At 64.8% G+C, this 13,240-nt stretch carries 13 protein-coding genes; 4 read left to right on the top strand and 9 right to left on the bottom strand.

What is annotated here, in order from left to right; genetic code table 11:
- Positions 1-117: 117 nt before the first annotated feature.
- The 9 genes from C2L66_RS02530 to C2L66_RS02490 form a co-directional block, all read right to left on the bottom strand.
- The gene (locus C2L66_RS02530; RefSeq protein ID WP_054929787.1) at positions 118-1,161 is read right to left on the bottom strand and encodes an L-threonylcarbamoyladenylate synthase; all 1,044 of its coding nucleotides are present in this window, start codon (positions 1,159-1,161) and stop codon (positions 118-120) included.
- 12 nt (positions 1,162-1,173) lie between these two features.
- The gene (locus C2L66_RS02525) at positions 1,174-2,382 is read right to left on the bottom strand and encodes a 5-(carboxyamino)imidazole ribonucleotide synthase (RefSeq protein ID WP_054929786.1); all 1,209 of its coding nucleotides are present in this window, start codon (positions 2,380-2,382) and stop codon (positions 1,174-1,176) included.
- A 125-nt stretch (positions 2,383-2,507) separates the two neighbouring features.
- Complete coding sequence (gene purE, locus C2L66_RS02520; protein WP_054929785.1) at positions 2,508-3,026, bottom strand: 5-(carboxyamino)imidazole ribonucleotide mutase; 519 nt, start codon at positions 3,024-3,026, stop codon at positions 2,508-2,510.
- Between the two features lie 27 nt (positions 3,027-3,053).
- Positions 3,054-3,944: a phosphoribosylaminoimidazolesuccinocarboxamide synthase gene (locus C2L66_RS02515; protein ID WP_007581426.1), complete on the bottom strand. Its 891-nt coding sequence runs from the start codon at positions 3,942-3,944 to the stop codon at positions 3,054-3,056.
- 196 nt (positions 3,945-4,140) lie between these two features.
- The gene (gene fba / locus C2L66_RS02510; RefSeq protein ID WP_035986436.1) at positions 4,141-5,205 is read right to left on the bottom strand and encodes a class II fructose-bisphosphate aldolase; all 1,065 of its coding nucleotides are present in this window, start codon (positions 5,203-5,205) and stop codon (positions 4,141-4,143) included.
- 243 nt (positions 5,206-5,448) lie between these two features.
- Positions 5,449-6,885: a pyruvate kinase gene (gene pyk / locus C2L66_RS02505; protein WP_054929810.1), complete on the bottom strand. Its 1,437-nt coding sequence runs from the start codon at positions 6,883-6,885 to the stop codon at positions 5,449-5,451.
- A 473-nt stretch (positions 6,886-7,358) separates the two neighbouring features.
- Positions 7,359-8,552 carry a phosphoglycerate kinase gene (locus C2L66_RS02500; RefSeq protein WP_060602258.1) on the bottom strand — a complete coding sequence of 398 codons (1,194 nt, stop codon included), beginning with the start codon at positions 8,550-8,552 and terminating at the stop codon, positions 7,359-7,361.
- A gap of 217 nt (positions 8,553-8,769) precedes the next feature.
- Positions 8,770-9,093 (bottom strand): AzlD domain-containing protein, encoded by a 324-nt coding sequence (locus tag C2L66_RS02495; protein WP_035986440.1) that lies wholly within the window; start codon positions 9,091-9,093, stop codon positions 8,770-8,772.
- Complete coding sequence (locus C2L66_RS02490) at positions 9,090-9,863, bottom strand: AzlC family ABC transporter permease (RefSeq protein ID WP_054929783.1); 774 nt, start codon at positions 9,861-9,863, stop codon at positions 9,090-9,092. Before C2L66_RS02490 ends, C2L66_RS02495 begins: the two co-directional genes overlap by 4 nt.
- 315 nt (positions 9,864-10,178) lie before the next feature.
- On the opposite strand from C2L66_RS02490, the gene C2L66_RS02485 reads away from it, so the two are divergent.
- From C2L66_RS02485 to C2L66_RS02470, 4 genes are all read left to right on the top strand, one after another.
- Positions 10,179-11,102 (top strand): branched-chain amino acid transaminase, encoded by a 924-nt coding sequence (locus C2L66_RS02485; RefSeq protein WP_054929782.1) that lies wholly within the window; start codon positions 10,179-10,181, stop codon positions 11,100-11,102.
- 69 nt (positions 11,103-11,171) lie between these two features.
- Positions 11,172-11,366: a zinc-finger domain-containing protein gene (locus tag C2L66_RS02480; protein WP_007590092.1), complete on the top strand. Its 195-nt coding sequence runs from the start codon at positions 11,172-11,174 to the stop codon at positions 11,364-11,366.
- Positions 11,367-11,551: 185 nt separating this feature from the next.
- Positions 11,552-12,577, top strand: coding sequence for a lipopolysaccharide heptosyltransferase II (gene waaF / locus C2L66_RS02475; protein ID WP_054929781.1), 1,026 nt, complete (start codon positions 11,552-11,554; stop codon positions 12,575-12,577).
- Between the two features lie 150 nt (positions 12,578-12,727).
- The gene (locus tag C2L66_RS02470; protein WP_054929780.1) at positions 12,728-13,174 is read left to right on the top strand and encodes a nuclear transport factor 2 family protein; all 447 of its coding nucleotides are present in this window, start codon (positions 12,728-12,730) and stop codon (positions 13,172-13,174) included.
- Positions 13,175-13,240: the final 66 nt, after the last annotated feature.

Genomic DNA, 13,240 nt, shown 5'->3' with positions numbered 1-13,240 from the left:
CGGCTTCGCTCGATGTGAAAAAAGCCCGGCTCTCAAGAGCCGGGCTTTTTGCTTGCGTGCGTCTGCTTTCGCGACTGCGTTTGCGCTCACGCGAGATGCGTGCCGCGCGCGCGGCTCTCAGGCGTCGTGCGCCTCGAATGCCGCGGCCGCGCGTCCCAGCCGGTCGTTGACGGCGATCCACTCGATCGTATCCGGCAATTTCTCGATCAGTATCCGCGACACATTCGCGCGATCCAGCGCGCGCAGCAGGCCGTACAGATCGCGCGCATACAGATGCGGATCTTCCGGCGCGGCGACGAAATGCACGCCCTCCGCGTCCGCCCAGCGCCCTGCACGCGACACACGCGCAACCAGCGCAACGCGTTCGCCGGGCGCGCGCGCGGCCAGCAGCGGCTCGAGCACGTCGAACGGCAGCAGCGCGAGCGGCGTGCGCGGCGCATAGTGCGCCTTCAACGTGCCGGAAGCACGCGGCGCGCTCGCGTCCGAGCCGTCGGGCAAACGCGGCATTTCACCGAGCACGTCGGCGATGTCTTGCGGCGTGACGTGCCCCGGCCGCAGCAACGCAGGAAAGCCGCGCGACAGATCGACGATCGTCGATTCGATGCCGACATCCGACGATCCGCCGTCGAGCACATGAATCGCATCGCCGAATTCCTCGCGCACATGCTGCGCCGTGGTCGGGCTGACGTGACCGAAGCGGTTCGCGGACGGCGCCGCGACGCCGCCATGTCCATTACGCAACGCGCTGAACGCCGCAAGCAGTGCCTGCGCAACAGGATGCGACGGACAGCGCAAGCCGACCGAATCCTGCCCGCCGCTCACCGCCGCCGGAATATGCGCGGCGCGTTTGAGAATCAGCGTCAGCGGACCCGGCCAGAAGGCGTCGATCAGGCGCTGCGCATCGGACGGCAATTGCTCGACCCAATAATTCGGATCGCCGCCCGGCGCCAGATGCACGATCACGGGATGATTCGCCGGCCTGCCCTTCGCCGCGTAAATGCGCGCAACCGCGTCAGGACTTTCGGCATCGCCGCCCAGCCCGTAGACAGTCTCCGTGGGAAACGCGACGAGTTGCCCGGCATCGAGCAGCGCCGCGGCACGCGCGATCTCGTCGGCGCCGACGCTCGACGTCACGTCGGCAGGTTTCGTTTGATCCGGCATAAAGGCTCGTGCTCAGCTCGTCGGGATATGCAGCAGGCGCGCGCAATCGCGGGCGGCCGCGCGCGCGTGCTCGAGCGTCGCGGCGGTGAAGTTCACGTGGCCCATCTTGCGGCCGGGACGCGCGTCTTCCTTGCCGTATAGATGCAGACGCGCTTCCGGCATCGCCGCGACTTCGTGCCACGGCGGCGTGACAGCGGCAGTGGGCCGCTCGCCCTTCGCGTTGACGGGGAACCACACGTCGCCGAGGATGTTCAGCATCACGGCGGGCGAATGCTGGCGCGTATCGCCGAGCGGCATGCCTGTCATGGCCCGCACCTGCTGTTCGAACTGGCTCGTCGCGCAGGCGTCGACCGTGTAGTGGCCGGAGTTGTGCGGACGCGGCGCCATTTCGTTCGCGACGAGCGTGCCGTCTTCGAGAATGAAGAACTCGACGCACAGCACGCCGACATAGCCGAGCTTGTCCGCGATCTGCAGCGCGGCCTGCTGTGCCTGCTCGACGAGCGTCGCATTCGCGTCGGGCGCGGGCACGATGGTATGCGACAGCACGCCGTTGCGATGGGTGTTCTGCGCGAGCGGATACACGGTCGAGCAACCCGTCGCGCCGCGCGCGATCAACGCCGACACTTCGAACTTCAAGGGCAAACGCTTTTCGAGCACGCAAGGCACGCCGCCCAGCGACGCATGCGCCGCGCGCACTTCGGCCGCATTGCCGACCCGCACCTGCCCCTTGCCGTCGTAGCCCATGCGCGCTGTCTTGAGAATACCGGGCAGCACGGCTTCGAGCGCGGCGTCATCCAGCGCGGTGAGCGCGTCCGACGATTCGATCACGACATGCGGCGCCACCGGCACGCCCGACGACGCGATGAAGCGTTTCTCCGCAATGCGATCCTGCGCGACGGCGACGCAACGCCCTGCCGGGCTGACGAACGTGGTGCGCGCAAGGAAATCGAGACTTGCGGCGGGCACGTTCTCGAACTCGGTCGACACCGCCGCACACAGCCGCGCGAGTTCGGTGAGGGCCGCTTCATCGTCGTAGGCGGCGCGCAGATGGCGATCCGCGACGGCGCCCGCCGGACTGGTTTCGTCCGGATCGAGCACGGCGACGCGATAGCCCATTGCCTGCGCGGCGAAGCAGAACATGCGGCCGAGCTGGCCGCCACCGACCATGCCAAGCCATGCGCCGGGCAGAATCGGTGATACCGGAGTGTTGTCTGGATTCATCTTGATGGTCGGTCGCGGCCGATGTGGGGTCGGCCGGGTGAAACATTGAACTGCGACATTGAGCTACGACATTCAGCTACGACACTGAGCTACGACGTCGCACGGCGACGTCTCACTGGTAAGCGTTACAGCGGCGGCAGCGTCATTGCATGCGCCGCCTGGTTCTGGCGCACGCGGAACGCCGCGAGCTTCTCCGCATATTCCGGCGACGTGCCGGACAGCAGCGACACCGCGAACAGCGCGGCATTCGCAGCGCCTGCTTCGCCGATCGCGAACGTCGCGACGGGCACGCCCTTGGGCATCTGCACGATTGAATGCAGCGAATCGACGCCCTTCAGATACTTGCTCGCAACGGGCACGCCCAGCACGGGCACCGTCGTCTTCGCCGCGAGCATGCCCGGCAAATGCGCCGCGCCGCCCGCGCCCGCGATGATCGCGCGGATGCCGCGTTCGCGCGCGCTTTCAGCATAGGCGAACATTTCGTCCGGCATGCGGTGCGCGGACACGACCTTCGCTTCGTACGGCACGCCGAATTCCTGCAGGATCGCGACCGCATTCTTCATGACGTCCCAGTCGGAACTGGAACCCATCAACACGCCGACGAGCGGCGCGTTGTGCGTATGTGCTGTCTGGACTTCACTCATCTTGCCTGTTTTCCGTATGCGTGGCGCTCAGGCCAGTTTCTGGCCCGTCAAGCGCTCGAGCGCTTCCTGGTACTTCTCGGCCGTTTTCGTGACGACTTCGTCCGGCAGCTTCGGCGCGGGCGGCTCTTTCTTCCACGGCTGGGTTTCGAGCCAGTCGCGCACGAACTGCTTGTCGAACGATGGCGGGTTCGTGCCGACCTGGTACTGATCCGCCGGCCAGAAGCGCGACGAATCCGCCGTCAGCGCTTCGTCCATCAGGTACAGCTGGCCCTTGTCGTCCAGACCGAATTCGAACTTCGTGTCGGCGATGATGATGCCGCGCGTGGCCGCGTAGTCGGCTGCTTCCTTGTACAGGCGGATCGAGATGTCGCGAATCGTCGCCGACAGTTCGGTGCCGATGCGGCGCTCCATCTCTTCGTATGTGATGTTTTCGTCGTGGTGGCCCATTTCGGCCTTCGCTGCCGGCGTGAAGATCGGCTCGGGCAGCTTTTGTGCGTTCTGCAGGCCTTCCGGCAACTGCACGCCGCACACGGCGCCCGTCGCCTGATAGTCCTTCCAGCCGCTGCCCGCCAGATAACCGCGCACCACCGCTTCGACGAGAATCGGCTCGAGGCGCTTGACCACGACCGCGCGGCCCTTCACCTGCTCGACCTCGTCAGGCGCGACGACCGTTTCGGGCGCGACGCCCGTCAAATGATTCGGCACGACGTGCGCGAGCTTGTCGAACCAGAAATTCGCCATCTGGTTCAGCACGCGACCCTTGCTCGGAATCGGCTCGCCCATGATGACGTCGAACGCGGACAGACGGTCCGTCGTGACGATCAGCAGCTGGTCGTTGCCCACCGCGTAGTTGTCGCGGACCTTGCCGCGGCCGAGCAGCGGCAGCGAGCGGAGCGTGGATTCGTAGAGGGTAGACATCGTCGTGATTCACAAAAATGGGGCAAACACTGCCCGGAACAAAAGGGAAACGCCGTTCCCCTGATCATGCGGGAACGGCGATCTGACGACAACCTGGCCAGATGGCCAGCTGCGTACTACTCGAACAATGCGCAAACAACGCGCAGACAACCGCAAACAGCGAGCAAACGGGCGCCGCACGGCGCCCGCGCGCCGCTTAGCGAACGACTTGCGCGAGCTCGCCCGCCTTGTACTTCTCAGCGATCTTTTCCAGCGAGACCGGCTTGATCTTCGACGCCTGGCCTTCGCAGCCGAACGCCAGATAACGGTCCACGCACACCTTCTTCGCGGCTTCGCGAGCCGGCTTCAGGTAGTCGCGCGGATCGAACTTCGACGGGTTTTCCGCCATGTAGCGGCGGATCGCGCCCGTGATGGCAAGACGCAGATCGGTGTCGATATTGACCTTGCGCACGCCGTACTTGATGCCTTCCTGGATTTCCTCGACGGGCACGCCGTAGGTTTCCTTCATGTCGCCGCCGAATTCGCGGATTTCCGCCAGCAGTTCCTGCGGCACCGACGACGAACCGTGCATCACCAGGTGCGTGTTCGGAATGCGCTGGTGAATTTCCTTGATGCGTTGAATGGACAGGATATCGCCCGTCGGCTTCTTCGAGAACTTGTACGCGCCGTGCGACGTGCCAATGGCAATCGCCAGTGCGTCGCACTGCGTGAGTTTCACGAAGTCCGCCGCCTGCTCGACGTCCGTAAGCAGTTGCTCGCGCGTCATCGTGCCTTCCGCGCCGTGGCCGTCTTCCTTGTCGCCCTTCATCGTTTCCAGCGAACCGAGCACGCCCAGTTCCGCCTCGACCGTCACGCCGATCGAATGGGCCGCTTCGACGACCTTGCGCGACACATCCACGTTGTACTCGTACGACGCCACCGTCTTGCCGTCGGCTTCGAGCGAACCGTCCATCATCACGCTCGTGAAACCGCTGCGGATCGCGGCCATGCAGACTGCCGGCGACTGACCGTGGTCCTGGTGCATCACGACGGGAATGTGCGGATACGACTCCACAGCCGCTTCGATCAGATGGCGCAGGAACGGCTCGCCCGAGTACTTACGCGCGCCAGCCGACGCCTGCATGATCACGGGCGCATTGACCTGATCCGCCGCCGCCATGATGGCCTGCACCTGCTCCAGATTGTTTACGTTGAATGCCGGAAGGCCATAACCGTGTTCGGCGGCATGGTCCAGCAGTTGACGCATTGATACGAGAGGCATTGATTACTCCATAGATTGAAACGAAATCTGTGCCGACGGCATCTATTTATGCAATTTCGTGCAATTTTATCGCGAAGCAGACCGTGTCCCGAGCGCCCTCTCCCAAACTGGGGTACGCCGCCTCTTTCGGGGACACGGCACTCTGCTTCACGCGTGCCGTTCAGCTGCGCCGTTTCCGGCTTGCCGGGTTTGCGTGCCTTGACTCGCTCTGACGGCGGTTTATGGCTGGCCGATCTGACGCTGTCAGACCGGCTCGCCGACCCGCACGATCTTCAGTGTGTTCGTGCCGCCCGCCTGGCCCATCGGCTCGCCGACCGTCAGCACCACCATGTCGCCGCGCGCCGCGTAACCCTTGCCGACCACCACTTCGAGGGCCTGCGCGAGCGCGATGTCGCGGTCGCTGCTGGTGTCGAGGTGCAGCGACGTCACGTTGCGGTAGATCGCCATGGCGCGCTCGCTGCCCGTACGGGGCGTGAGCGCGAAAATCGGCACATGCGTCCAGTGACGCGACATCCACAGCGCCGTCGAACCCGATTCGGTCAACGCGACGATCGCCTTGGCGCCCAGGTGGTAAGCGGTGAACAGCGCGCCCATGGCGATCGACTGGTCGATGCGCGTGAACGTGCGGTCGAGGAAATCCTTGTCCAGTTCGACATGCTCGGACTTCTCGGCTTCGACGCAGATGGCGGCCATGGTTTCGATGGTCTGCACCGGATACTTGCCCGCCGCCGATTCCGCCGACAGCATCACGGCGTCCGTGCCGTCCAGCACCGCGTTCGCGACGTCCGACACTTCGGCGCGGGTCGGCACGGGTGCGTGGATCATCGACTCCATCATCTGCGTGGCCGTGATGACGAACTTGTTGGCGTCGCGCGCCATCTTGATCATGCGCTTTTGCAGCGCGGGCACCGCCGCGTTGCCGACTTCGACCGCGAGGTCGCCGCGCGCGACCATGATGCCGTCCGACGCATCGAGAATGCCTTGCAGCGCCGGGATGGCCTCGGCGCGCTCGATCTTCGCGATCATCTTCGGCTTGATGCCATACGGCGCGCCCGCGATATTCGCGAGTTGACGCGCCATTTCCATGTCCGTCGCGTTCTTCGGGAACGACACGGCCACGTAGTCCGCGCCGAGCGACATCGCCGTGCGGATATCTTCCATGTCCTTCGCGGTCAGCGCAGGCGCCGTCAGGCCGCCGCCCTGGCGGTTGATGCCCTTGTTGTTCGACAGGTCGCCGCCGATCTTCACGACGGTATGAATCTCGTTGCCGATCACGCGCGCAACGCTCAGCACGATCAGGCCGTCGTTGAGCAGCAGCGTGTCGCCGGGTTTCAGGTCGCGCGGCAGGTCCTTGTAGTCGAGGCCGACGCGGTCGTCGTTGCCGAGCTCGCACTCGGCGTCGAGGATGAAGGTATTGCCGGCGACCAGCGTGGTCTTGCCGTTTTCGAACTTGCCGACACGAATTTTCGGGCCTTGCAGGTCAGCCATGATGCCGACCTCGCGGCCTGCCTGCCGGGCCGCTTCACGTACGAACTCCGCGCGTTGACGATGATCGTCGGCGGTGCCGTGCGAGAAGTTGAGACGCACCACGTCGGCGCCCGCCTGAATCATCTGCAGCAAGATGTCCTGCGTGCTGGATGCGGGTCCGATGGTTGCGACAATCTTGGTGGCGCGATGCATGAGTCTCCTCGTCTGGATGGGATCGCTGGGATGAACGTTGGGAGTCGGATGCGGAGGCTGCGCAACGACCGGTGCTACATGGGGTGGTGCGCCGTTCGTTCCCTTCGAACCTTGAAGGCCCGGCGTCGAATCGTGGGGGACTGCTGCGATATCTGCTGCCCGCGGCGCGTCACGCGCCGTGAGTCGAGATGCATCGGCTTCGGTGTTTGAGGCGAGAGACACCGTTGCACTTGAAACGGCTGCCGTGTCCGCGTCATGTTGCGCGACATCGATCACAGCCAGTTCGGTATTCTGATCTTCGGCAACGGCTGCGGTCTGTGCCACTGGCGCGTTGCCGGAAAGTTGCGAGGCCGCCGCTTGGGCGCCCTCGGGTTGCAGCGCTTGTGCGGAGCGCGCTGCGCGCTCCCCTGCCGCTGCCGTGCGCGACGCGTTGCGCGTCTTCTGAGGCTTGTTGGGGGAGCGCGTCGCCATTATCAGGCCCGCGATTCCAGCACAGCGACTGCGGGCAGCTTCTTGCCCTCGAGGAACTCGAGGAAAGCGCCGCCGCCTGTCGAGATATAGCTCACCTTGTCGTGGATGCCATATTTGGCGATGGCCGCGAGCGTGTCGCCGCCGCCTGCAATCGAGTACGCCGACGACTTCGCGATGGCTTCCGCAAGCGTCTTCGTGCCGTTGCCGAACTGGTCGAACTCGAACACGCCGACCGGGCCGTTCCAGACGATCGTGCCGGCCTTTTCGAGCTGCGACGCGAGCGCCTTCGCTGTTTCCGGTCCGATGTCGAGGATCAGGTCGTCGTCCTGCACATCGGCAACCTGCTTGATTTCGGCCTTGGCGGCGGGCGAGAACTCCTTCGCGGTGACCACGTCCGACGGAATCGGCACCGATGCGCCGCGTGCCTTCGCGGCTTCGATGATGGCCTTCGCTTCTTCGACGAGATCCGCTTCGGCCAGCGACTTGCCGATCTTCAGGCCAGCCGCCAGCATGAACGTGTTCGCGATGCCGCCGCCGACGATCAGCTGATCGACCTTGTCGGCCAGCGACTTGAGAATGGTCAGCTTGGTGGACACCTTCGAGCCCGCGACGATTGCCACCAGCGGACGCTTCGGTGCGCCGAGCGCCTTGCTGAGCGCTTCGAGTTCGGCCGCGAGCAGCGGGCCCGCGCACGCCACCGGCGCGTACTTCGCGATGCCGTGCGTGGTCGCTTCGGCACGGTGCGCAGTGCCGAACGCGTCGTTCACGTAGATGTCGCAAAGCTTCGCCATTTTCTGCGCGAGCTCGTCGGAATCCTTCTTTTCGCCCTTGTTCACGCGGCAGTTTTCGAGCAGCACGACCTGGCCCGGCGCGACGTTCACGCCGTTCTCCACCCAGTTCTGCACCAGCGGCACGTCGCGGCCGAGCAGTTCGGCGAGACGCTTCGCGACGGGCGCGAGCGAGTCTTCGGGCTTGAAGTCGCCTTCCGTCGGGCGGCCCAGGTGCGACGTGACCATGACGGCCGCGCCCGCGTCCAGCGCGGACTTGATGGCAGGCACGGAAGCGCGGATGCGGGTGTCTTCGGTGATGTTGCCGGCGTCGTCCTGCGGCACGTTCAGGTCGGCGCGGATGAACACGCGTTTGCCGGATAGTTTGCCTTCGGCGATCAGATCGGAGAGACGCAATACCTGTTTCATGATTGATATGCGAGTTGATTGGAAGGCGGTGCGGACGCTGCGCGAACAGCCAATCGAGAACGGTGCCGGCAGGTTCGCGCGTGTTCCGGGAGACAGCCATTTTAACCGATCGACGGACCGATCTAAGCCCGTCCGAGCGAATCCCAGTATTTGCCGGCTGCAGCGGGCGTTGCGCGATATTGCAGCGCAACATTCACACGCGCGCCGGCGACCGCCTTCAGAAAATCAGCCGCAGCGCCGTGAACACCAGCATCCCGACGACGATTGTGCCGAGCATCGTCCGCCGCCACAGGAACCACGCGAGGCCCGCGAGCGTGCCGTACAGCTCGTGATTCGACAGCGCGATGGACACGCCGCTGTCCGTCACGAGCACGTCCGGCACGACGACAGCCGCCAGCGCCGCCGCGGGCGCGTAACGCAGCATCCGTTGCGCGCGCTCCGGCAGCACCGTGCGCTCCCCTCCGATCAGAAACAGCGCGCGTGTCAGCGCTGTGACAAACGTCATGCCGATAATCGCGAGCCAGATCTGCAGCGTGCTCATCGCGAATCTCCCGAATGTCCCGGACGTCCCGCTGTTTCCGTGTGGTTGCGGATGCGGCGCAGATCGGCGCGCTCGATCAGCGCGTCGGCGGCGGTGCCCGCGAGGATCGCCGTGATCACGGCGAGCGGCAGCGCGAGGCGATACGGCAGATCGAATGCGACCAGCGCGACGATGCCCGCGACGCTCACGGCCGCCAGCGTGGAGCGCGACGAAATCGCCGACACCATCACGGGAATCAGCGCGAGCGTGCCCGCGAGCGAAAGACCCCAGTTATCGGGAAAGAGGCTGGCCAGCAGAATGCCGATGATCGACGAGACCTGCCACGACAGCCAGCTCGAGACGGCCATGCCCCAGAAATACGCTTCCTTGCCGGGTACATAGCCTGGCTGGAAGGCTTTCTTCTGGAACAGCAGATAGATGACGTCGCCGTTGAAATAGCCGACCAGCAACCGGCGCCACAGCGGCAGATAGGAAAAATGCGGTGCGAGGCCCGCGCTGAAGATGACGAAGCGCGTGTTGACCATCGCGGCCGTCAGCAGGATCGTCCAGACGGGCAGCTTGGCGAGCATGAGCGGCAGCACGGCCAGCTGCGACGAGCCTGCGTAGACCAGCAGCGACATCGCGAGCGACTGCGGCACGGTCATCACCGACTTGCTCATCGCGATGCCCGTCACGAGGCCCCAGGAGAAGATCGCCATCAAGGTGGGCGAGTAGGCGCGCGCGCCATCACGGAAAGCGCGGCGGTCGAGATCGGACAAACGAGCGAGCATGAGGCGAATGCAGCGCGGCGCGACGAGCGCCACGATGGCAGGGGGTCAGCGCCAGATCGTGTAGCAGCCGCTGGCGCATCCGGTTAGTTTTCAGCGACCGCCGGATTATAGCGTCCGGGGTGCCCGCAAATGCCCGTTGATTGTGCAAAAGACGCTAAAATATCGCTTTTCGCCGCGTGGCCCGAACGCATCTGTCGTGGTTGCGCCACGCGCCGAAACCGACGCCTCAGTCGAACGTCATAAGCGACGTCACGATCAAACGTCACAATCCGAACAACCCGCGACCCCGCGAACCCGCACTGCCAGGAGAATCGTATGTCAATGGCCGACCGCGACGGCAAGATCTGGATGGATGGCAAGCTCATCGACTGGCGCGACGCCAAGATCCACGTCCTCACCCATACGCTGCACTACGGCATGGGCGTCTTCGAAGGCGTGCGCGCCTACAAGACGGCTGACGGCGGCACGTCGATCTTCCGTCTTCAGGAACACACCAAGCGCCTGCTGAACTCGGCCAAGATCTTCCAGATGGACGTTCCGTTCGACCACGAAACGCTCGCCGCAGCACAGCGCGAAGTGGTCCGCGAGAACAAGCTGGAGTCGTGCTACCTGCGCCCGATCATCTGGGTCGGCTCGGAAAAGCTGGGCGTGTCGGCCAAGGGCAACACCATCCACGTCGCGATCGCCGCCTGGCCGTGGGGCGCCTATCTTGGCGAAGACGGCATCAAGAAGGGCATCCGCGTGAAGACCTCGTCGTTCACGCGCCATCACGTGAACGTCTCCATGGTCCGCGCGAAGGCGTCGGGCTGGTACGTCAACTCGATCCTCGCGAACCAGGAAGCCACGGCCGACGGCTACGACGAAGCGCTGCTGCTCGACGTCGACGGTTATGTGTCGGAAGGCTCGGGCGAGAACTTCTTCCTCGTGAACAACGGCAAGCTGTACACGCCCGACCTCTCGTCGTGCCTCGACGGCATCACGCGCGACACGGTGATCACGCTGGCGAAAGACGCGGGCATCGAAGTGATCGAAAAGCGCATCACGCGCGACGAAGTCTATACGTGCGACGAAGCGTTCTTCACGGGTACGGCCGCCGAAGTCACGCCCATCCGCGAACTCGACAACCGCACGATCGGCTCGGGCACGCGCGGCCCGATCACGGAGAAGCTGCAATCGGGCTTCTTCGACATCGTGAACGGCAAGAGCGCGAAGTACGCGCACTGGCTGACGAAGATCTGAATCCCGGCGGGCGCGTCGCAGGCAGAAAGCCGGACGCGCCCGCCTTGTGCATACAACGAGAAAGTCCCTATGAGCGAAATCAAGGAAATGCCGCTGGTCGAACTGTCGGCGAAAGATCTTCCCGCGTATTGCCCGAACCCGTCGATGCCGCGCTGGAGCAACCATCCGCGCGTCTTTATCGACGTGACGCACGGCGAAGCGCGCTGCCCCTACTGCAGCACGCGCTACAAGCTGCGCGACGGCGAAGTGATCAAGGGTCACTGATCCGCTGCACTGCTTGTCTGCCGCATGGGCTGCGGCCGCGCATCGCTGAATCGGGCAGGCGGAAGGCGGAACTTCCCGCCGCGCGCGCCGATATAGCCTGGGCTGCAGTCCACATTCCCTGACAACCCGGCACCGCGCGCCTCGTGCGCGCGGCGCCTTATTTTCGACATCGGAAACTCACCCTGATGCGTCGCGCGTTGGTTATCGCACCGAACTGGATCGGTGACGCATTGATGGCGCAGCCGCTGTTTGCGCGCCTCGTGAAATTGCATCCGCGCATCGCGATCGATGCCGTCGCGCCCAGCTGGGTCGCGCCCGTGCTCGAACGGATGCCGGAAATCCGCGATGTCTACGCGACCGATCTCGCCCACGGCAAGCTGCAGATGCTGCGCCGCTGGCAGCTTGCGAGCGATTTGCGTGACGTCGGCTATGACGCGGCTTACGTGCTGCCCAATTCGCTGAAGTCCGCACTGATTCCGTGGATGGCGGGCATTCCGCTGCGCATCGGCTACACGGGCGAAAGCCGCTACGGGCTGTTGAACGTGCGGCACGCGAACCCGCGCAAGGACGCGCGTCCGCCGATGGTCGGCCAATACGCGGCTCTCGCTTACGCGCCCGGCGCGAAAGTGCCCGAGGATCTGCCGCCGCCGCGGCTCGACGCCGACCTGAACGAAGCGTCGCGCGTGTCGACGCGCTTCAATCTGGACACGCGTGTGCCGCTGCTGGTGTTCTGCCCCGGCGCGGAGTACGGCCCGGCCAAGCGCTGGCCGCCCGAGCATTTCGCAGCGCTCGCGCAGATGGTCGGCCAGTCGTTCCCGTACACGAAGATCGTCGCGCTCGGTTCGCCGAAAGACGCGCCCATCGCCCAGGCCATTGCCGACCGCGCGCCGAACGTGCGCAACCTGTGCGGCCAGACGGCGCTGGGCGAGGCCTGCGCGCTGATCTCGCGGGCGAGCGCCGTCGTCACCAACGACTCCGGGCTGATGCACGTCGCAGCCGCGCTGCGCCGACCGCTCGTGGCCGTGTACGGATCGACCGATCCGCGCCACACGCCGCCCTTGTCGGACCTCGCAAAGGTACAATGGCTGCATCTCGAGTGCAGTCCGTGCTTTCAGCGCGAATGTCCGTTGGGCCATCTGAACTGCCTGCGGCAACTGAGTGCCGAACAGGTATTCGACGATCTGCGTGGAATGTTGCTCGCGCAACGCTGAGCGTCGAAGGGCCTGCTGTGCTCGCGGGGCGACGTCCCGCGCCGCCTGCAGCGTCATGCCCGCGTCTTGAGGCGCGAGCATGCTGGCGAATGGCCTGCTGCACATCACTGACCGCAACCGCGCGCCTTGCGCGCAAGAGACTGACGAGCTATGCCACGTTTTGCCCACATCTTCGAAGCCGCTGCGGACACGTTGAATGCCTATTACCAGGCAGTCGCGGAGGTCAATCTCGACAGTTTGATGGGCTTGTGGATCGACGAGGAATTTGTCAGTTGTATCTGCGCCGACGGCTCGCATCTGCATGGTCTCGACGCGATCCGCTCGGGGCTGACCGTTCAGCTCGAAGCGCAGCCGGTGTCGATCGAGCCGCTCGACATCCGCGTTTACGACAGTCTCGGCACCGTCGTCTACGCGATTGCCGAAGCGCACCGGCCCGCCGACCCGGCCGCCGTGCCGGCGATGATCTTCACCACCTATGTGATGGTCCATGAGCGCGGCGAATGGAAAATCGCGCATATTCATGCGAGTGCGATGCCGAACGAAACTGCCTCGCAGTTTGCTGCCAAAATGAGACATGGTCAGGGCGCGCTGCACTGACGCGCCCCGCGAGACCAGCTTGACGGAAGTCCCGGCGAAACCATGACCCGGGGCTTCGACTGAATA

Source organism: Paraburkholderia caribensis (assembly GCF_002902945.1).
GTDB lineage: Bacteria > Pseudomonadota > Gammaproteobacteria > Burkholderiales > Burkholderiaceae > Paraburkholderia > Paraburkholderia caribensis.
The sequence above is the reverse complement of the archived record's forward strand: the minus strand, read 5'-3'. Positions and strand labels throughout refer to the sequence as shown.

Excerpts from the sequence above, each read along its gene's own strand:
- C2L66_RS02480 (WP_007590092.1), top strand. The coding sequence starts at position 11,172 with ATGAGCGAAATCAAGGAAATGCCGCTGGTCGAACTGTCGGCGAAAGAT.
- C2L66_RS02515 (WP_007581426.1), bottom strand. The coding sequence starts at position 3,944 with ATGTCTACCCTCTACGAATCCACGCTCCGCTCGCTGCCGCTGCTCGGC.
- C2L66_RS02485 (WP_054929782.1), top strand. The coding sequence starts at position 10,179 with ATGTCAATGGCCGACCGCGACGGCAAGATCTGGATGGATGGCAAGCTC.
- C2L66_RS02470 (WP_054929780.1), top strand. The coding sequence starts at position 12,728 with ATGCCACGTTTTGCCCACATCTTCGAAGCCGCTGCGGACACGTTGAAT.
- C2L66_RS02530 (WP_054929787.1), bottom strand. The coding sequence starts at position 1,161 with ATGCCGGATCAAACGAAACCTGCCGACGTGACGTCGAGCGTCGGCGCC.
- fba (WP_035986436.1), bottom strand. The coding sequence starts at position 5,205 with ATGCCTCTCGTATCAATGCGTCAACTGCTGGACCATGCCGCCGAACAC.
- purE (WP_054929785.1), bottom strand. The coding sequence starts at position 3,026 with ATGAGTGAAGTCCAGACAGCACATACGCACAACGCGCCGCTCGTCGGC.
- C2L66_RS02500 (WP_060602258.1), bottom strand. The coding sequence starts at position 8,552 with ATGAAACAGGTATTGCGTCTCTCCGATCTGATCGCCGAAGGCAAACTA.
- C2L66_RS02495 (WP_035986440.1), bottom strand. The coding sequence starts at position 9,093 with ATGAGCACGCTGCAGATCTGGCTCGCGATTATCGGCATGACGTTTGTC.
- C2L66_RS02525 (WP_054929786.1), bottom strand. The coding sequence starts at position 2,382 with ATGAATCCAGACAACACTCCGGTATCACCGATTCTGCCCGGCGCATGG.
- pyk (WP_054929810.1), bottom strand. The coding sequence starts at position 6,885 with ATGCATCGCGCCACCAAGATTGTCGCAACCATCGGACCCGCATCCAGC.
- waaF (WP_054929781.1), top strand. The coding sequence starts at position 11,552 with ATGCGTCGCGCGTTGGTTATCGCACCGAACTGGATCGGTGACGCATTG.
- C2L66_RS02490 (WP_054929783.1), bottom strand. The coding sequence starts at position 9,863 with ATGCTCGCTCGTTTGTCCGATCTCGACCGCCGCGCTTTCCGTGATGGC.